General features: G+C 67.4%; 23 protein-coding genes and 1 pseudogene. 8 read left to right on the top strand and 16 right to left on the bottom strand.

Features of this window, described 5'->3' with window-relative positions; all coding sequences use genetic code 11:
* Nucleotides 1-123: 123 nt before the first annotated feature.
* Nucleotides 124-771, top strand: a complete 648-nt coding sequence (locus tag BJ980_RS11345; RefSeq protein WP_179502388.1) for a dihydrofolate reductase family protein — start codon at nt 124-126, stop codon at nt 769-771.
* A gap of 36 nt (nt 772-807) precedes the next feature.
* Here BJ980_RS11345 and BJ980_RS11340 read toward each other — a convergent pair whose 3' ends face one another.
* The gene (locus BJ980_RS11340) at nt 808-2076 is read right to left on the bottom strand and encodes a hypothetical protein (RefSeq protein WP_179502387.1); all 1269 of its coding nucleotides are present in this window, start codon (nt 2074-2076) and stop codon (nt 808-810) included.
* A 152-nt stretch (nt 2077-2228) separates the two neighbouring features.
* Between BJ980_RS11340 and BJ980_RS11335 the strand changes: the two genes are divergently transcribed.
* Complete coding sequence (locus BJ980_RS11335) at nt 2229-2963, top strand: alpha/beta hydrolase (protein ID WP_179502386.1); 735 nt, start codon at nt 2229-2231, stop codon at nt 2961-2963.
* The gene (locus BJ980_RS11330; protein WP_179502385.1) at nt 2960-3496 is read left to right on the top strand and encodes a P-loop NTPase family protein; all 537 of its coding nucleotides are present in this window, start codon (nt 2960-2962) and stop codon (nt 3494-3496) included. Before BJ980_RS11335 ends, BJ980_RS11330 begins: the two co-directional genes overlap by 4 nt.
* A gap of 11 nt (nt 3497-3507) precedes the next feature.
* On the opposite strand, the gene BJ980_RS11325 is transcribed toward BJ980_RS11330, so the two are convergent.
* The 6 genes from BJ980_RS11325 to BJ980_RS11300 all read right to left on the bottom strand — a co-directional run bounded on the left by BJ980_RS11325 (nt 3508) and on the right by BJ980_RS11300 (nt 7413).
* A complete protein-coding gene (locus BJ980_RS11325) occupies nt 3508-4320 on the bottom strand; it encodes an acyl-CoA thioester hydrolase/BAAT C-terminal domain-containing protein (protein ID WP_179502384.1) in 813 nt (270 codons plus the stop codon).
* A 52-nt stretch (nt 4321-4372) separates the two neighbouring features.
* Nucleotides 4373-4951: a hypothetical protein gene (locus BJ980_RS11320; RefSeq protein WP_179502383.1), complete on the bottom strand. Its 579-nt coding sequence runs from the start codon at nt 4949-4951 to the stop codon at nt 4373-4375.
* 93 nt (nt 4952-5044) lie between these two features.
* Nucleotides 5045-5386, bottom strand: a complete 342-nt coding sequence (locus tag BJ980_RS11315) for a hypothetical protein (protein WP_179502382.1) — start codon at nt 5384-5386, stop codon at nt 5045-5047.
* 58 nt (nt 5387-5444) lie between these two features.
* The gene (locus tag BJ980_RS11310; protein WP_179502381.1) at nt 5445-6485 is read right to left on the bottom strand and encodes a DNA glycosylase AlkZ-like family protein; all 1041 of its coding nucleotides are present in this window, start codon (nt 6483-6485) and stop codon (nt 5445-5447) included.
* 41 nt (nt 6486-6526) lie between these two features.
* Nucleotides 6527-6916: a hypothetical protein gene (locus tag BJ980_RS11305; protein WP_179502380.1), complete on the bottom strand. Its 390-nt coding sequence runs from the start codon at nt 6914-6916 to the stop codon at nt 6527-6529.
* Between the two features lie 26 nt (nt 6917-6942).
* Nucleotides 6943-7413, bottom strand: a complete 471-nt coding sequence (locus BJ980_RS11300) for a carboxymuconolactone decarboxylase family protein (RefSeq protein WP_246279961.1) — start codon at nt 7411-7413, stop codon at nt 6943-6945.
* 155 nt (nt 7414-7568) lie between these two features.
* On the opposite strand from BJ980_RS11300, the gene BJ980_RS11295 reads away from it, so the two are divergent.
* A complete protein-coding gene (locus tag BJ980_RS11295) occupies nt 7569-8462 on the top strand; it encodes a sigma-70 family RNA polymerase sigma factor (RefSeq protein WP_179502379.1) in 894 nt (297 codons plus the stop codon).
* On the opposite strand, the gene BJ980_RS11290 is transcribed toward BJ980_RS11295, so the two are convergent.
* Nucleotides 8425-9384, bottom strand: a complete 960-nt coding sequence (locus BJ980_RS11290) for an ArgP/LysG family DNA-binding transcriptional regulator (protein WP_179502378.1) — start codon at nt 9382-9384, stop codon at nt 8425-8427. The genes BJ980_RS11295 and BJ980_RS11290 overlap by 38 nt on opposite strands.
* Before the next feature lie 70 nt (nt 9385-9454).
* On the opposite strand from BJ980_RS11290, the gene BJ980_RS11285 reads away from it, so the two are divergent.
* Nucleotides 9455-10306 (top strand): arginase family protein, encoded by an 852-nt coding sequence (locus BJ980_RS11285; RefSeq protein WP_179502377.1) that lies wholly within the window; start codon nt 9455-9457, stop codon nt 10304-10306.
* 20 nt (nt 10307-10326) lie between these two features.
* On the opposite strand, the gene BJ980_RS11280 is transcribed toward BJ980_RS11285, so the two are convergent.
* From BJ980_RS11280 to BJ980_RS11265, 4 genes and pseudogenes are all read right to left on the bottom strand, one after another.
* Nucleotides 10327-11022: a VOC family protein gene (locus tag BJ980_RS11280; RefSeq protein WP_179502376.1), complete on the bottom strand. Its 696-nt coding sequence runs from the start codon at nt 11020-11022 to the stop codon at nt 10327-10329.
* Nucleotides 11019-11684, bottom strand: a complete 666-nt coding sequence (locus BJ980_RS11275) for a class I SAM-dependent DNA methyltransferase (RefSeq protein WP_179502375.1) — start codon at nt 11682-11684, stop codon at nt 11019-11021. Before BJ980_RS11275 ends, BJ980_RS11280 begins: the two co-directional genes overlap by 4 nt.
* Before the next feature lie 9 nt (nt 11685-11693).
* Nucleotides 11694-11792, bottom strand: a pseudogene (locus BJ980_RS19585) (DUF4287 domain-containing protein); the annotation flags it as partial.
* A gap of 27 nt (nt 11793-11819) precedes the next feature.
* Nucleotides 11820-12323: a VOC family protein gene (locus BJ980_RS11265; RefSeq protein ID WP_179502374.1), complete on the bottom strand. Its 504-nt coding sequence runs from the start codon at nt 12321-12323 to the stop codon at nt 11820-11822.
* Between the two features lie 106 nt (nt 12324-12429).
* On the opposite strand from BJ980_RS11265, the gene BJ980_RS11260 reads away from it, so the two are divergent.
* Together BJ980_RS11260 and BJ980_RS11255 are read left to right on the top strand one after the other, a co-directional pair.
* Nucleotides 12430-12807, top strand: a complete 378-nt coding sequence (locus tag BJ980_RS11260; protein WP_179502373.1) for a nitroreductase family deazaflavin-dependent oxidoreductase — start codon at nt 12430-12432, stop codon at nt 12805-12807.
* Between the two features lie 101 nt (nt 12808-12908).
* The gene (locus BJ980_RS11255) at nt 12909-13547 is read left to right on the top strand and encodes an MBL fold metallo-hydrolase (RefSeq protein WP_179502372.1); all 639 of its coding nucleotides are present in this window, start codon (nt 12909-12911) and stop codon (nt 13545-13547) included.
* On the opposite strand, the gene BJ980_RS11250 is transcribed toward BJ980_RS11255, so the two are convergent.
* On the bottom strand, nt 13527-14282 hold the full coding sequence (locus BJ980_RS11250) for a hypothetical protein (RefSeq protein ID WP_179502371.1): 756 nt from the start codon (nt 14280-14282) through the stop codon (nt 13527-13529). The two genes, BJ980_RS11255 and BJ980_RS11250, sit on opposite strands and share 21 nt — an antisense overlap.
* A 128-nt stretch (nt 14283-14410) precedes the next feature.
* Between BJ980_RS11250 and BJ980_RS11245 the strand changes: the two genes are divergently transcribed.
* Complete coding sequence (locus BJ980_RS11245; RefSeq protein WP_343047788.1) at nt 14411-15745, top strand: cytochrome P450; 1335 nt, start codon at nt 14411-14413, stop codon at nt 15743-15745.
* A 13-nt stretch (nt 15746-15758) separates the two neighbouring features.
* On the opposite strand, the gene BJ980_RS11240 is transcribed toward BJ980_RS11245, so the two are convergent.
* The 3 genes from BJ980_RS11240 to BJ980_RS11230 all read right to left on the bottom strand — a co-directional run bounded on the left by BJ980_RS11240 (nt 15759) and on the right by BJ980_RS11230 (nt 17909).
* Entirely contained in the window at nt 15759-17066 is a 1308-nt protein-coding gene (locus BJ980_RS11240) for a hemolysin family protein (RefSeq protein WP_218855483.1), read from the bottom strand.
* A gap of 94 nt (nt 17067-17160) precedes the next feature.
* The gene (locus tag BJ980_RS11235) at nt 17161-17616 is read right to left on the bottom strand and encodes a hypothetical protein (RefSeq protein WP_179502370.1); all 456 of its coding nucleotides are present in this window, start codon (nt 17614-17616) and stop codon (nt 17161-17163) included.
* Between the two features lie 56 nt (nt 17617-17672).
* Entirely contained in the window at nt 17673-17909 is a 237-nt protein-coding gene (locus tag BJ980_RS11230) for a hypothetical protein (protein WP_179502369.1), read from the bottom strand.
* Nucleotides 17910-17925 lie beyond the last annotated feature (16 nt).

Raw genomic sequence — 17925 nt, 5'->3', positions numbered from 1 at the left:
CTTGACCACGAACGGTAGCGGGGCCCCTGAATACGAGATCATGGTGTCGACCAGCGATGATTCCGCGCGGTCCGGCGGGTCCACCCCGGCAGAGCAGTCTCCACGACATTCGAAGGAACAGACATGAGCCGCGTTCGCATCGACCTCTTCAGCTCCCTCGACGGCTACACCTCGACGGGCGAGCCGGGGTCGGACAACCCGATGGGCGATGACTGGGGACCCCTCACTGCCGCCTACGCAGCGACCCGCACGTTCCGGTCGAAGGTGCTCGGCGACACGAGCGGCGATGGGACCACCGGCGTCGACGAGTCGTACGCCGCCGCGCACTTCGACGGCATCGGCGCCGAGATCCTGGGAGCGGCGATGTTCGGCCTGCACGCGTTCCCTGACGACCCCGACTGGAAGGGCTGGTGGGGGGACGAGCCGCCGTTCGGCACTCCGGTCTACGTGCTGACCCACACGGCACCGCGCCCCTCGATCCCGCTGCAGGGCGGTACGACGTTCCACTTCCGAAGCGGCGCGCTCGAGGACGTGCTCGCCGAGGCGATCACGGCGGCCGACGGGCTCGACGTACGCATCGGCGGAGGCATCGGCACCGCGCGCGACTTCCTGCGCGCGGGCCTGGTCGACGACCTGCACGTCATGATCGCTCCGATCCTGCTCAGCAAGGGCATCCGGGTGTGGGACGACCTTCGGGGTCTCGAGCACACCCACGAGGTGACCACCGAAGTGGCGGAGAGCGGCACCATCCACGTCACGTTCAGGCGGTAGCGGGGGCGGGTCTGGGCCGCCCGGTGCAGCACTGCGTCAGGGCAGCACGTTGTAGAACAGCTTCCGCTGAAGATCCTGCAACTTTGACTCGTCGTTGGTGAACCCGATCTTGCCGTTCTCCGTGACGCCGAAGACATCCGAGGAATCCTCCGTCGCCTCCAGCAGCCGGGGGAACGAGTCACGCTCGTGGTTGTGGACAACGACCCGGATCCCCTTGCGAACCAGGGCGATGAGAACGTCGCTCGTCTCGGGACGGGCCGCCTCGTCGCTGAGGTCCAGGGCCTGGAGTCGCGGCATGTCGAGGAGGAACGCCCCGTCAGCGCCATCCAGGGAGAGGCGCAGCGACCGCACGCCGCACCGGGCGAGCGGAGTGAGGTCGGCGTTGTGGGTGGTTCGCGTCAGGTGCAACTCGGTCAGCTTCGGCAGCCCCAGGAGCGGCTCGACGCCCAGGAGACCGGGATCGCCCTCTGCGCCGACCCGGAGTGTGTACAGGTCGGTGCACTCCGCCAACGGCGACAGGTCCGCACCGTCGGTGAGGATGACGTCGAGACTCTTCAGTCCCGCGACCGCGCCGATCCCCTCGATGGTTGGCGCGAGGTGAAGGTCCAGATGCCCCGATCCGCCGAACATCGTTGCCGCGAAGTCTCGTCGATCGAAGTTCCCCCAGGCCCTGTGCAGTTCTTCGAGGACCTTGTCGGGATATTCGTCGGCGGCGTAGCGGCCGAGCACGGCCAGGGCCTGCGGGGTGCCGATGGTGCCGAGGGCCCGCACCGCGGCGGCCTTGGCGGCGGCTTTCTGGCCGGGGTATGGCGCGAGGGCTGCCGGGTCAGGATCAGCGTGGGCGCCGAGCCAGGCCTTGACCTCCGAGAGCTTCTGCGGCGAATCGGGGGCGGCGGGAGTTGGGCGGGCCGCAGCGGGCGGAGCGGCCGCGCGCCTGGCCGCCGTACGTCGGAGCGTTGCGATGAGCCTGTGGGCGTAGTCCTGGTCACCCCATCGGTCCTCGACGCGGTCCAGCACTCCCACGTCAGCACGGGCGGCGAGGGCCAGGAGGCCCCACAGATATTCGGAGGGTCCGAGGCCACCTTCGTCAGCAACCGGCTCGAGGCCCAACTCCTCCGCCAGGGCTGGGTCGTCGACGATGGCCAGTGCGGCGGCCTCGACGTCAGGTGCGGGGTCTGACTTTGACATCCCCTTGACCGTGTTCGGCAGGTTCGAATAGCGGAGCACCTTGGTGAGGACGGCGTCGGCAACGTCATCGCCGACGCGGGCGCCGAGAGCGGACTCGACCGGGTCCTTGTCTGTCATGGGGAAGATCCTGCCCCACGGTCCAAGGTGTGAGGCGGGGAGAGGAACTGCGCCAGTCACGAGCCAGTCACGATTCGAGCCGCTGCGTTGACTTGACCGGCCCGGTCATGGACGTTCGATTGATGCGGTGTGTGGCGATGGTCCTTATCGGCATGACCCTGCTCGCAGGCTGTGGCGGGGAGGGTGACTCGAAGTCCTCGGACAAGCCCTCCGACTCCTCCGATTCCTCGGCCACGTCGGCAGACACCGGAGATGCCGAGATGCCCGTCTGCGTCGAGGGCGATCAGTGGTCGGCTCTGTCATCCGCGGGCCCCTCAGGGATCACTGCCGGTGACGGCAAGCTGGCGGTGGTCTTCGCAAACACCGCCGATGGGACCGAGTGCGACTGGTACGACTACGCCGAGACCCTCGTGGATGACGGACATCGGGTGGCGGCCTGGAACTACGACATCGCGGACGGCCCCGTCGAGGACCGGCTGGCCGAGCTCGATTCCGTGGTGAGCCAGATGCGCAAGGCCGGCTCCGCCAAGGTGTTCGTCATCGGTGGCTCACGGGGTGGATGCTTGGCACTGCTCGATGCGGCCAAGAACAGCGACGTCTCGGGCGTCGCCGTACTGAGCTGCGCGAAGGTCTGGAACCGGGTGGATCCGACGCCGCTGGCCAAGCATCTCCCCAAGGTCACGGTCCCGGTGCTGTCGGTGATCGCCGCCACGGATCCCGACGTACCGCTCGCGGAGGCGAAGGCGGACCTGATGGCCCTCGGCTCGAAGGACAAGGAACTCCTTGTGATCAAGGGATCCAGCGAGCACGGCACGGCTCTCCTCGGGTCGACGAAGGTGACAGCGGCGCTCGACCGGTTCATCGCCGCTGCAAAGATGCGGCCATGAGGCGATGCAGACTCCACGTGTTGGGTGCCAGTGGCTCGGGAACCTCCACACTCGCGCGCGCCGTGGCGGGCCGCTGGTCAGTACCGCACGCTGATGCTGATGACTATTTCTGGCGCCCGACGAACCCTCCGTATGCCGTGAAGCGCGCCGAGGCCGACCGGGTGGAACTGATGCGTCAGGTGTTCGTCCCTCGCGAGGCATGGGTCCTGTCGGGATCCACGGTGGGGTGGGGCGAGGAGGTCGTCGACCAGTGCGACGCCATCGTCTTCCTGACCCTCGATCCCGATGAGAGGCTGCGACGGCTGCAAGCGCGGGAGGTCCACCGGAGGGACGGCCAGACGTTTGACGAGGAGTCGTGGTCGGCCTTCGTGGAGTGGGCTCGTGGGTACGACGACCCGTCGTTCAACGGACGAAGCCGTGTCGCACACGAGAAGTGGTTGGCCGATCGGCGTCAGCCGGTGTTGCGGCTCGACAGCGCGGCTGCGCCGGAGGCGCTCCTGAACCAGGTGCTGCAGTGGGAGCCCGGCCGCTGACCCCGGCTCGGTCAGATGTGCAGCAGTCGTTCGACATGGGGCCACGCGGCGGTGCCCAGGTCTCGGTCGGCAGCTTCGGTTCCTCCGCGCCGTATCCGCATGCCCCCGGTCACGGTCGGTTCTCCAGGCAGGATCGTGCGGTGGCCTGCATCGGGTGCGGAGAGGAGCAGGGTGTCCAGCCGGTGCTTCTCGCGTCGAGCGCGTATCGACTCTGCCATCTCCACCGACGGCCACACCTGGTCATCACCTCCTGCGACCAGCACAAGCTGTTTGATCCGCTCAACCGGAATCGTTGCGGCCTCGATCTGCGCCGAGAACCTTCGCCGACTCGCCTCGTACATGCCGAGGAAAGCCGGAACGTCGTCGTCCGGCTCCCAGCTCTCATCGAACGGCACGTGCGGCAGTGGGGCACCGTCCATGGCCCAGTGGGAGGTGACGGTGCCATCCGCGCGCACCCCCGCCCACACCACGTCGCTCGGAGCGAACGCGACCACCGCATCGACATCGGGACTGTGGGCGCCGGTGAGCAACGCGGCCTCAGCGCCGAACGAGGTGCCGAGGACCAGGACGCGTTCACAGTCCTTCGCGAGGGCCGCGGCTCGGTCGAGGAAGAGTTCCACAGGGATCTCCCACGGCCCCTCATGTTGGCCCACTCCGCCGAACCACTGGATCGACTCGGCGACCGCACCACTGCGGGCGAGGAGTTCTGCACGCGCAGAATCCACCCGGCCGCTGGACCCCGCGAGCACGAGCGCCCCAACCCCGGACACCTCATCTGGCAGCCACCGAACACCCTCGACGTCACGGAGTCTCACCTCACGCATGGCGGACTGCTCCTGTCTGTCGGCTTCGAGGACCTCGCAGGGAGGCGGTCTTCTAGGCGTAGGTTCGGTACTCCACACCCTTCATTCGATGGACCCAAGAGTTGAAAGGGTCATCGTCAGGAAATTCCCAATGTGCAGGGACGTCGACACCGAACTCGGTCTCCACCCAATTGCGGAACTCGGCATGCGCCTCGACCGATTCCACATCCTCGGGCTCTCCCTCAATGAACTGGTCGATATCGCAAAAGCCGATCGCAACCAGTCGCAGGAAGTCGATGGCGTTCTCGGCCAGCAGGCTGACGGCGCCATCGGAGCCCAACGCGGCGACGCGAACCGCGCCGCTGTCGTCCAACCAGAGCACGCCGACACTCCCTGCGCCGTCCAGCTCCACGAAGGGCAGGAGCCGATCAGCGCCATCCTCACCTGGCTCGAACCAGCCAATCAATGACGCAGCCGAGGTGAACACCGCGCCAAGTTGGGCCTCGCCTGCGTAGGGCGTGAGGAAGTAGCCGTTTCCGTTGTCGCCCTCCCAGCCGCGAGACTCAAGCCAGGCCCAGGCGCGCTCCAGTGGTTCGGGGATTGCGAGGTTGGCAGGCAGATTTGGAGTCAGGAGTTCGGACAGTCGCGACATGACAGTGAGCCTGACCAGTTGGTTCGAGTGCTAAACCAGCGCTGCTGTGGGCCAAGCTCTGATCGGCGTCGGGCGATGGCAGAGGCCAGCCACTCAGATGTGCTGCGAGTCCGTGACCTCCGGCGCCCGACCATGAAGACGGACGAAGTGATCGACCAGCTCGGCCTCGGTGACCAGGTCACCGTCCAGCACTCTCAGCAGGTATGGCCGCAGCCAGTCCGCCTCAGCCCGCGCGAAGTGTTCCGCCCAGGTGTCGCTGAGCGCTTCCGCAATGTCGAGGATCGCGGCCACAGCGTTGTGCGTGACGCCTTCCGCGACCGTCACCTTCGCCGGGAGGGGCTCGACGCTGACATCAACGGAGTATGGGTGGACGTAAGGGTCCCCGACCTGCCAGAAGAGCCGGTTCGACGCGAGGTGCAGGTGACGACGACGCATGGCCACAGGATAGGGCGGTGGACCATCCGCGCATCCTCCCTGTCCATGGGTCCTGCGCTCAACTGGCCAGGAGTGACCGGGTTCGCTCGACCTCATCGTCGAGGCCCTTCTGCTCGGCGCGGGTCAGGGCGCGAAACAGCTCGACCTCGATCTCGCCGTCGGTGACTCGCCACAGGCCCGCCAACCAACCGTCGACGAAGACGGTGTTCGCGTTCCCCCCGTTGAGTCCCATCCAGCGCTTGCGGTTCTCCGGCGCGGTGACCCGGTCGCGGCCGGCGTGGGACAACCAGAGGTTGTCGTAGGTGCCGAGCAGGCGCGCGGGCACGGGCTGCTCGCCGGGCACGATCTCTGCGTCGGGTACGTCGTACAGGATCCGCCCGGTCTCGTCGGTGTGCTGGACCAGATCCATCGCCTTCATGATCGGAGCCATGCCGGTGACGCCCGACCACGCGGTGACGTCGGCAGCCGTTCCCGGACCGAAGGCGCGCAACCAGCGTTGGACCACGGAAGCCGGGTCGGGCTCGCGCAACGGGCGCTCGAGCCAGCGGTCGACGTACTGGTAGACGACTCCACCCGACTGCTGCCAGCACCCGCGGGGTGGAAGTTGGGCCAGAGGCAGGTCGACCCGGGCCAGGTTCGTGAGTGCGGTCGGCGAAGGCCCCGGGAACCTCTCCGCGAGTTGGAGTCCGAGCTCCTTCCCGGTCATCGGCCCGTCCGCGAGGAGCTCGGAGACCGCCTCCTTGAGGGTGGCGGCATCGAGGTGTCGAGCGTCGCCGATCGACTGGCTCGACGCGCGCTCCTTGTCCATGCGTGGTTGGGTCCACTGGCGCAGCGTCAACGCGTCGTCCGGCACCAGCAGGTGGATGGTCCCGCGCATCGTGAGAAGTCGGGCCAGGTGCTTCTGTTCCAGCCCTACGCTGACGGCGTGGGGGTCGAAGTCCTCCAGGCGCGCGGCGAGGCTGAGATAGGGGGAGAGGTTCTCCTGTGCCTGCAGTCCGATCAGGTGTTCCACCATCTCGGGCACGGTACGTCGGCTGCGCTCGAGCAGGTGTTGGCGCGACAGCAGGGTGCGGTTGAGGTCGCGTGCGGTGAGTTGCACGACCTCACCCTAGTGAACCGGTCCGGAGCGGCCGCCCCACGTCAGTCGAAACTCGGCCGCAGATCCGCGTGAATCTCGTTGAGATTGTCCGGGGTGATCTGCCAGCGCTTCTCGTCGGATTCCTCGAACAACACTTCGTACTGCCCGGCTGTCCGGTCGAATCGCACCAGCATCTTCAGTGCAGGCGCGTCACCTGCCGAGTACTTGCTGCGCACATAGGCGTCCACGGCCGGCAGGACGCGGGTCGGGCGGCAAGCCACGGCCGAAATCGTGCCGTCGGGGGAGTAGAGAAAGCCGTGGGCTGAGTTGAACCTGCCCCCAGGGAACTCGAGGATCATCGACATCGACTGCCAACCGTCCCAGTCGACTTGGGGTCCGTCCAGGTTCTGGACGAGCGAGCGAATGAGTTCGACAGTGGCGTCCTGTGACATGGACATGGACGCTAGTGTCGACCGGCCTACTGCGTCCAGAACGGCTCCATGGCGTCCTCGCGGACAGCGATGTTGATCCGGTTGAAGAGGTTGTTGGTGGCGATCGTCAGGATCAACGCGGCGATCTGCTTCTCCCCATAGTGCTTGGTGACCTCGCGCCAGAGCTCGTCGGACACCGCCTCCTGTGAGCCGACGAGGTTGGTGAGCGCGTCGGTGAGCTCGAGTGCGGCCTTCTCGGCTTCGTCGAAGAACGGCGACTCGCGGAACGCCGGCAGGCCGAGCATCTGCGACACCGTGAGGCCGACCCCGGGACCGTTGATGACGTGACCCTGGATGCACGCGGCGCAGCCGTTGAGCTGACTGACCCTCAGCGCCACCAGCTCGATGGTCGACGGGGGCAGGTCACCGGACGCGCCGGCGGCCAAGAGGTCGCCGATCCCCTTGTAGGCCTGCGGGATGATCGTGGCTGGGTTGCTCATGCGGGGTTCGATGGTCATCGGGGTCTCCTTCGGATCGATTCGTTCTCTGTCGACATCCCTGACCCGCAACGCCCACCGAATGTGACTGGACCCAAGAAGTTTTCTCGGCCAATCACATCTGGGTCGCCTCGCGGGTCAGAGTTTCGGCACTGCTGGAGCGAGAGGATGACGACATGGCGTACGACGACTGGTTGGCGGAGGGCTTCGAGGAGCACCGCCGCCACCTGTTCGGGGTGGCCTACCGGATGCTCGGATCGACCGCCGAAGCGGAGGACGCGGTCCAGGAGGCCTGGCTGCGGCTGAGCCGCGCCGAGTCCGCGGACGCGGGTGCGATCGACAACCTCGGTGGCTGGCTCACCACCGTGGTGTCCCGGATCTCGCTCAATGTGCTCCGTGCCCGATCGACCCACCGTGAGGACTCCCTCGAGGAACGACTCGAGCGGTTGCCCGAGCCCGTCGTCAGCCTCGACGGGTCATCCGGTGACCCCGCCGACCAGGCGCTGCTCGCCGACTCGGTCAGCGTCGCCCTCCTGGTGGTGCTCGACCAGCTGTCCCCGGCCGAGCGCTTGGCCTTCGTGCTGCATGACCTCTTCGCCGTGCCGTTCGGCGAGATCGCGCCGATCGTGGGCAAGACCGACGATGCGACCCGGCAGCTGGCCAGTCGTGCACGGCGACGGGTGCAGGGCGGCGTACCGGCGCCTGATGCGGACCTGGCCCGTCAGCGATCCGTCGTGGACGCCTTCTTCGCTGCCGCTCACGACGGTGACCTCGAACGCCTGATCAGCGTGCTCGACCCGGCCGTGGTGCTCCGCTCCGACCTGGGGGCGGGCGTCACCCACTACCGCGGAGCGGAGAAGGTCGCCGGCAACGCGGTCCTCTATGCCCACCCGGACCGGATCGTGCGACCCGCCGTCGTCAACGGTGCGGCGGGCGTGGTGATCACCCGCGACGGCATGCTGTTCAGCGTCATGGCGTTCACCGTGGCAGCCGGGCGGATCGTGGAGATCGAGGCGTACGCCGCCCCGGACCTCACCGCTCGACTCGGTGCTGAGCTCGGCCTGGGTTGAGGGCCGGACTCTCCGCGAGTCCATCCGCCACCGTCGGCGCGCGCAGACGTTCGGCGCAACGGCCCACTTCGGCATCGATGTTTTCCATGAGGGCCGAGTTGTGCCGCCAGCGATGCCAGTAGAGCGGCACGTCGATGGAGTGTCGGGTGGGCAGGAGGACCAACTGTCCGTCGCGAAGGTCACCCGCGACCTGGTCTTCTGGAAGCACGCTCCAACCCAAGCCTGCGCGAACCGCATCGAGGTACTCCCGGTTGGACGGGATCAGGTGGGAGCGCAGCGAGCCCGGGGAAAGGCCGAAATGCATGGCGAATTGAGCGGGAAGCGCATCCCCAGTGTCGAAGCGGAGTGTGGGAGTTGCCTGCAGCCACGCTGGCAGATCCTTCTCTGAGAGCCCCTCGAGAGGGAGCAGCTCCGGCGCGCATGTTGGCAGGTACCGCATGCGGCCCAGTGGCGTCGTCCGGCAGCCAGGTGGCGGCGCGGCTCGTGTGGAGACGGCGCCGACGACCTCAGCACGCTCCAACAGGCGAGCCGTGCGGTCTTGGTCCTCGATCCTTAGATGGAGCAGCACTTCGTTGCGAGCGAACCATCGCAGCATCGGCTTGAACCAGGTCGACAGCGAGTCGGCGTTCACGGCCAGCGCCATGGTGCTGGGTCGCAGCTCGGCGATGTCAGCAGCTTCTCGCTGATGCTCGGAAACGAGCCAATCGATCTGGCGGGCGAGCTTGAGCAGCGACTGACCCGGCTCAGTGACCTGTGCCGGCCTGCCCCGGGTGACCACGGGATAGCCGGCGACGCGTTCGAGTCCTGCGATGCGCTGGCTGAGCGCGCTGATGGAGATGTGCAACGACTGGGCGGCCTGTTCAAAGTTCTGGTGGTCGACGACCGCGGCGAGGGCTTGAAGTTGCACGAGGGTGGGACTCATTCAGGAAGCCTAAAGTAATGCCCGATTTTTCCGCTTCCCCTGACTGACGCGGGCTCTTACGGTCGCACCTATGACGACTGACTTCGCGTCCAGCGCGACCGTGCTGGGTTACCTGGGTCCGGCAGGCGACCACAACGAGAAACCGAACGAGGCAGTGCCGCTCCTGCTGCAGGCGTCTGGGGCTGCGTGCAATCGAACATCGCATCTGCTGGGGCACGCCTTCACCCGGCTCGAACAGACCAGCTCGGAGCACCTCGACGGCGCTCGAGAGCAACTCGCGTCATACGCCGCCGCCGTCATCGAACAGCTGAAAGCGGGCCACGGCGTCGTGTGTGTAAACGGGCGGTGCGCGACCAGCCTCGCCACGGTCCCTGCGGTGATGAGCATCCACCCAGACGCTGTGCTGGTCTGGCTCGACGCGCACGCAGACCGCAACGTCCCCGGCGGAAGCCCGACGGACTACTTGGGCGGCATGGCAGTCTCGGGGCCCCTGGGCTGGTGGGACTCTGGCCTGGGTACGGGCCTCACCCCTGAGCGACTGGTGCTGGTCGGAACCCGCTCGATCGATGATGCTGAGCAGGAACTGATCGAGCGACACCAGATCCCCGTGCTCACCCCCGAGGAATCGGACGGGACCACACTCAACCAGATCGTGGGGGGTCGTCCGGTCTACTTCCACATTGACTGCGACGTGCTTGAGCCTGGTCTGTTCCAGACGGATTACCACGAACCAGACGGACTCACCCTCGGCCAGCTCGAAGACCTCGCCCTCGCCTTGGCTCAGGGCTCCGACATAGTCGGTGTGGAAATTGCGGAATGGGAAGGCCGAGGCAGCCACGATGCCGATGACCTTCTATCCGCCCTCGCCCCTCTCCTCAGGGCACTCGAACACCCCCCGGCAGGCGTTGTCGACGATCGGTGAACCTGAAGTTGCCGACCGAGTCAGCCTGCGTGGAGGCTGAACTCGTTGCCGTCCGGGTCGGCCAGCTCGACGCCGTCAGTCAGGTGGCCAAGGCGGGTGGCGCCGAGCGAGATGAGCCGTTCCGTCTCATGGTCGGGGTCATCGGCAAGGAGGTCGAAGCGCTGCCGGTTCCGACCGAGCTTGGGTTCGACCGGCGGGCCGCCCCACGAGACCTTGGTGCCGCCGAGCGGCGACTGGACAGCGGTCTCCTCGTGCTCGTCCCAGACCAGTGGCCAGTCCAACGCGTCGCGCCAGAACAGGCCCACGTCTCTGGTTCCGTCGCAGGTGACCTCGCCGAGGTGGCCGGTGCCGGCCAGGAACTTGTTGCCAGGCGAGATCACGCAGAGCTCGTTGCCCTCCGGGTCGGCGAGCACGACGAAGGGCTCGTCGGGCTGTTGGCCCACGTCGATGTGGCGGCCGCCCAGGCGGAGCACCGTCTCGACAGTCCGCTCCTGGTGCTCCGGGCTGTCGCTGGTCAGGTGCAGATGCAGACGTCGCGGCCCGACCTGTTCGGCGTCGGAGGCAACAAACCTGAGCCCGACCTGCCTCTCGTCGCCCGGCACCAGGGCGACGCCGGGCTCGTCGAGGACATCCCGCTCGAGCAGCCCGGCCCAGAACGCCGCAACCGCGGCTGGGTCCGCCGAGTCGAAGGTCACCGCATGCAGTCGCGAGGTCATCCCTGCAGGCTAGGACGGTCTCCGTCCCGGGCGCGACCGGTTTCCGCGATCCCGACTGCTCCTAACGTTGCCCGGAGCTCGCCATGTGTCCGGTGCGCGTCAGGATCTCGGCGGGTCTCTTCGTGCTCGACGGTGAAGCCACGCGAGTGGAGCAGATCGGTCAACGCTTCCGCGGACCAGTAGTACGCCGTCGTCACCGCGTGCTCGAACGCGACTCCGGCCTCACCCGCGAAGAAGCCCACCAGCAGCGAACCTCCCGGCGCGAGAGCGCGCCCGAACTCATCGAGGATCTCGGGAAGTTCCGCGGGCGACGCATGGATCACGGAGTACCAGGCCAGGATCCCGCCCAGGGATCGCGAAGTGACCGGGAACGCCGACAGGTCAGCGGCGAGGAACCGGTTGCCGGGGAAGCGGTCTCGGGCGGACTCGAGGAACCGAGTCGACCCGTCGATCCCCACGACGTCACGGCGACCACGCTCGGACAGCACCTCGGTCCAGTGCCCCGGCCCACAGCCAGCGTCCAGCAGCCGGCCTCCCGTGCTGTCGCGCCACTGCACGATCGTTGCCCGGTCTCGGTCCGCCATCTGGTGGACCGAGCCCAGCTTCTCGACGTACTCCTCGGCTCGGGAATCGTAGGCAGCGGCGACCTCAGCGCGTGACATGCGCTGAGGCTACTGACCGGACAGACCCGCCTTCGCGTAGGCCACGATCGCGTTGGCATGCCCGTGGCCCAGGCCGTGCTCGGCCTTGAACCAGTCGACGACCTCCTTGTGGGAGGACGAATCAGCGTCGGCTCGTCACGCGGGCGACCCGGCCTGACCGGCGTACGCCGCCTCGAGCGCAGCGATGTCGAACTTGCCGAACGTGGCGAGCACGGCCTCCATCAGACGCTGCTTGGCCTCCTCGTCGTCACCGGCCATCAGCTCGTCATACTGCGCGGGAGTGACCTGCCAGCACACGCCGTACCGATCCTTGAGCCAACCGCACGGCATCTCGCTCCCGCCGTCGACCAAGGCCGCCCAGACCCGGTCGAGCTCGGCCTGGTCGTCGACCCGCACCTCCAGCGACATCGCCTCGTTGAAGGTGAACTGCGGACCGCCGTTGATGCCGACGAACCGTTGCCCGAAGAGCTCGAACTCCACGAGCATCGGCACGTCCTGCGGCGAGGGAGCATCGGGATGGGCGGCCACGGTCCGGATGACCCGGCCCTGTCCGCCGAATGCGTCGATGTACTGCGCGGCGGCCTGCTCGGCCTCGCGGTCGAACCACAGGTTCGGCGTGATCTTGTTGGTGATGCTCATCGGTCGTCTCCTCACACATGGATGGTGTCCTGAGGTGTTGACCGGAGAAGCGTCGAGAATCCATCGCTCCGGCGCCAGGTCGCGCGAACCGGTAGCGTCGCCAGTCATGCAACTGCCGCGGGCGATCGCGATCTTCAACAAGTACGTCAACAATCACGTACAAGGACTCTGGGCGTGGCTTGTTCCGCCGTGGGCCCTCGTGCACCACACGGGCAGGTCGTCGGGCCGTGCACTCAAGACGCCGGTGATGGGTTTCAAGACCCCGGAGGGGTTCGCGATCCCGATGCTCTACGGACCGGAGAGCCACTGGGTCAAGAACCTGATCGCTGCGGGTGGCGGTGAGATCCAGCGATGCGGGAAGCGCTACCAGCTCGTCGACCCGCGGATCGTCCCCACGTCGGAGATCACGGCAAAGGGGATCGCCGGTGCCTACACCCGCGCCGGAACCTCGACGCTCGTCGTCACACTTGGCGATCGCGTGTAGCCGCGAGTGGACGGTTGCTCACAACCGCCGATGACTTTGCGCGGCAACGCTGGTCGATACCTTCGACCTGCCCGTCGTACTCCAGAGCCCGAGGACAACCCATGACCAACGCGGGACCGATCAGCATCACCCCGATCGTCGTCGCCGACCTGCATGTCGAGGGCGAGATGATGCCCGTGTGCGTGCACGTCATCGACCATCCGGACGGTCGGATCCTCGTCGACACCGGCATGACGAAGATGCACTCGGCGGTCGTGGCAGCCTTCGACCCCCGCCTCTATCCACTGAGCGAGCAGGACTTCGACATCGCTGCAATCGACATCGTCGTCAACACGCACCTGCACGCCGACCACTGCGGTGGCAACCATCTCTTCGCCGGCCGACCGATCCATGTCCAGCGCCGGGAACTCGACGACGCCCGCGGCCAGGAGGACTACACGATTCCTGAGTGGGTCGACGCGCCGGGCCTGAACTATGTGGCCGTCGACGGTGAGCTCGAGCTGCTTCCCGGTGTCCGGCTCGTGCCAGCGCCGGGGCATACGCCCGGTTCACAGGTCGTCGTGGTCGACACCGGGGCGCGACCAGAGGTGATCTGCGGTGACACCGCAGTGTGGTTCGGGGAGCTGGACGATCCGCAGACCGAGGGACAGCGGCTCATCCGCGCGCTCGATCCCGAGAAGGTGTGGCTCGCGCACGTGCACCAGCCGTGGCGACCCGACTCAGGCAGCGCGCTTGCGTGAGATCACCGAGATCACCACGGTCACCGCACTGAGCAGTGCCAGCAGCGGTGGCAGCCAATAGAGCCACGGCTCGATCTCGCTGGAGCGGATCAACATGCAGACGAGCGCCACCGACGCGAACAACGCCGTACCCCCGGCGGCGCGAAGAGCACGGCGTCCCCACCTCCACTGCCACGCCATGTGCAGCACCGCGAGGCCATAGATGACGGCCACGACCGGGAGCCAGCTCTCGGCATCGAAGATGTAGCTGCCGCGCTCGTCCTGGCCGGCGTAGAGCATCAGCGCGTCTTCGCGGGTGTAGGTGAACGGCGAGACCAACACCCAACCGACCGCGGTCAGCAGCGACACGATCGTGGTCAGGATCCCGACCGGGCCAAGCTCGCGCCACCCCTCGAACACGTGAAAGCTGCGCCGCAGGATCTGTTCGGGGTGATGCCTCTGCGCCTCGACCGCGTCGGCCTCCTCGCGCCGTTCGTCGAGCGTGGCCTGTCGGGCACTCACCTTGTCCCGCAGCGCCTGGTACATGTGGTCGAGCGCCTCGGACTCGGTGGAGAAGCTGCGCCGGGACTCCTCGACCGGTTCCGCTGCGGCATCGGTCGCATAGACCGTCGAAGTTCCCTGGAGCGGGTCGAACACGACCGCATCGGCCTGCGGGTCGTCTCCCTCGTCGAGGAAGAGCGCGTTCCCGTAGCCCGGCGCGGCGACGCCCATCGACTTCAACTGCGCCCGATTCATCCTCGACCCTCGCTGCTCGTGCGGCCTCGTTGGCCTGGTGACGCAGGAAGACTGCCCAGTCACCGTCGTCCTAATCTCGGCCTGCGTCGGCCTCGCCTGATCATTCTCCAGCGGGCTACGGTGAATCCGTGAGCAACGTCGTCTCCAAGACCACCACCAAGCTGACCGCTGTTGTCGAGAACCTGCGCGGACGGGCCCACTGGTCCGTGGTGCACGGCCTGCCACGGGTGATGATCACCCGGATGGCAGACAAGGGCGACCTGCAGGCCAAGCTCGTGCTGAGTACGTCGCGCGGTGACGACGACCTGTGGGACCTGGTCGAGGAGATGCGGGCACAGGGGCCGCTCTTCAAGTCCGGCATGGCCTTCCTGACTGCCGACCATGCGACGGTCCGCGAGGTGCTGACCAGCAACGACTTCCGCACCGGCATTCCCGGGCGCACCGGGGTGGTCGGCACGATCGGCCAGGCGCTCGCGCCGCACGCCCTGCACCCCGTCGAACCGCCGTCGCTGCTGGTCACCGAGCCGCCGGACCACACCCGCTATCGCAAGCAGGTGATGCGCGTGTTCACCATGCGCGCCGTGCAGCGCCTGGAGGCGCGCACGCAGCAGATCGCCAACGACCTGCTCGACCAGCTCGAGGCAGCCAACGAGGTGGACCTGGTCGAGCGCTACTGCGCGCTGCTGCCGGTCACCGTCATCGCAGAGATCCTCGGCGTCCCCGAGAACGAGCGATCCCGGGTCCTGGAGTTCGGCACCGCGGCGGCACCCAGCCTGGACATGGGCCTGGACTACCGCACCTATCGAGAGGTCACCGACGCGCTGATCTCCTTCGACGGCTGGCTCGGGGAGCACCTCGAATCACTGCGCCGCAATCCCGGCGACAACCTGCTCAGCCAGCTCGTCGCGCTCGACGACGGCGAGGACGGCGGGCTGAGCGAGATGGAGCTCCGCTCGACGGCCGGACTTGTGCTGGCGGCCGGCTTCGAGACCACCGTCAACCTGCTCTCCAACGGGATCCGGCTGCTGCACGACCACCCCGAGCAGCTGGCCCGGCTCAAGGCCGATCCCGAGTTGTGGGGCAACGCCGTCGAGGAGGTCCTGCGCCTGGACCCACCGGTGCTGCTGACCGGCCGGATGGCCCAGGCGGACACCACCATCGCGGGCGTCCCGATGCGTTCCGGTGCTCTGGTCACCACGCTGCTGGCCGGCGCCAACCGCGACCCCAAGGTGTTCACCGACCCCGACGTCTTCGACGTCACCCGCGAGAACGCCCGCGACCACCTCTCGTTCTCGCTGGGCCGCCACCACTGCCTGGGCGCCACGCTTGCCCGGATGGAGGGCGAGATCGGGCTGCGCACCCTGTTCGAGCGCCACCCCGAGCTGGAGCTGCTGCCCGGAGCCACCCGACGTACGACCCGGATCCTGCGCGGGTTCGAGACCTTGCCGGCGCGCCTGTCCTGATCCGCGCCGCGACTCAGGCCTCCGCCGGGTCGGGCTGGTCGCCGGTGAGCTCGACCTCGGTGATCCGGTGCCCGTCCACGCCCGAGACCTGCAGCACCGCGCCGCCGACGTCGACGCAGTCGCCGACGTCGGGGATCCGGCCGAGTCGTGCCAGCACGAAACCGGCCACCGTCTCGTAGCTTCCGTCGGGGAGCTCGAAGCCGGTCTCGTCGGCGAAGTCCTCGATGGTCAGCGATGCCGAGGCACGAATGACACCGTCGACGCGGGCGTCGTACGACGTGCGACGGATCGGCTCCTGGTCGTACTCGTCGCGGATGTCGCCCACGATCTCCTCGACCATGTCCTCCAGGGTGACGATGCCGTCGGTGCCACCGAACTCGTCGACCACGATCGCCAGGTGGGTCTCCATCTCGCGGAGCCGGACGATCGAGGGCAGCAGCTTGTTCGTGCCGGGCAGGTGCAGGACCTCACGCTGTACGTCGCCCACACTCACCGCCCCGGGCGGCCGCTTGCCGAGGAGGTCGCGGACGTGGACGAAGCCGGTGACGTCGTCGAAGCTGTCCCCGATCACCGGATAGCGCGAGTAGGGCTGGTCTGCCACCCAGGCGGGGGTCTCGTCGAGCGGCATCGAGGCCTCGATGAAGGCCACGTCACCGCGCGGGCGCATGACCTCCTTGATGGTGTTCTTGGTGGCCGCGAAGACGTCGCTCAGGATCCGTCGCTCCTCCTCGCCGAGCTCCTCGTTGCTGGCGACGATCTCGCGCAGCTCCTCCCTGGAGACGTCCTCGGACGAGGCGTTCGGGTCGCCGCCGAGCAGGCGGACCAGGGCGTTCGTGGAGATCGAGAGCAGCCAGATCACCGGGCGCATCACCGTCGCGAACCGGTCCAGCACCGGACCGGTCACCATCGCGACGCCGGCGCCGCGCTGGAGGGCGATCCGCTTGGGGACCAGCTCGCCCAGGACCAGGGAGAGGTAGGCGATCAGCAGGGTCATCGCGATGAGTGCGGTGGTGTCTGCTGCGTCGTCGCCCATGCCGAGGTCGACGAGGTAGGGCGCGATGTCCGGGGCCAGGGTGGAGCCACCGTAGGCGGCCGAGAAGAACCCGGCGACGGTCACACCGATCTGGACCGCGGAGAGGAACCGGTTCGGGTCGCGTGCGATGTCGGCAACACGTTGCCCACGCCCGCCGCGTTGCGCGAGCTGGTTGACCTGCGACTCCCGCAGCGACACCAGCGCCATCTCCGTGGCTGCGAAGACGCCACCGACCAGCACGAACGCGACGACCAGCAGGAAGTTGATCAGCGTCTGGATGTCGATCATCGTCGCTCACCCACTCCAGTCAGATCTGGGCATGACGTCGGAGCCAGTTCCATGCAGTGATCCTAGTGGGGTCATCCGGCGAAGATCGCTCCAGTCAGGGCAGGTCGCGCCAGTTCGCGGGAGCCCTCGGCCCCATCTCCCGCACCGAGGCGATCCCGCGGCCCAGTGCCGGTCCCAGCGCCACCAGGGCCAGGGTGAAGATGATGGCCGGTGCGGTTGACCAGGCCTGGAGCGTCGCGCGTCGATCGGTGCAGTCCGCGTCCAGAAGGCGCTGGATGAACCGCTCGTCCTCGATGGACTCTGAGTCCATCGCCTCGAGCTGGAGTGCGTTCACCGCGTCGTCACCCCTCACCACGGTGGCATCGCGCGGACCACCGTTGGACCCGATGACCGTGCTGTCGCCGAACCCCAAGATCGACTCGCACTCGGTCTCGATCGCGTCGGAGTCGCGGCCGTCGTTGTAGGTGATGTTCGGGTGGTGCAGCACCAGCACCAGGAACCACACCAGGGAGACGAGAGTGGCGAGGGCCGCGAAGCGCGTTCGGGTCACCTCGCTGTTCTGCCCTTCCACCTGCCCGGCCAAACCGGGCAGGTGGAAGGGGTGCTTCAGCACTCGGGCAGCGCGGCGAACGCAGCCTTCGTGTCGTTGTACCAACCCATCGACTTCTTGGGGTGCATCCACCGGAACTTCATCTCTTGGCGCGCTGCCTGGTGGGACTCGTCGCCGGCCTTCACGGCCTCCTTGAGGTGCTTGTCCTGGGCATTGATGACGTCATCGGCGCTCTCGCCGGTGTGCCCGAGGTCGCACGGTCCACCGAGCTGCTTGCAGGTCATGGTCTTCATGTCTGTTCCCTTCACG

Origin of the sequence: Nocardioides daedukensis, from assembly GCF_013408415.1 — a bacterium.
GTDB lineage: Bacteria > Actinomycetota > Actinomycetes > Propionibacteriales > Nocardioidaceae > Nocardioides > Nocardioides daedukensis.
This window is presented reverse-complemented; position numbering and strand designations above follow the sequence as displayed.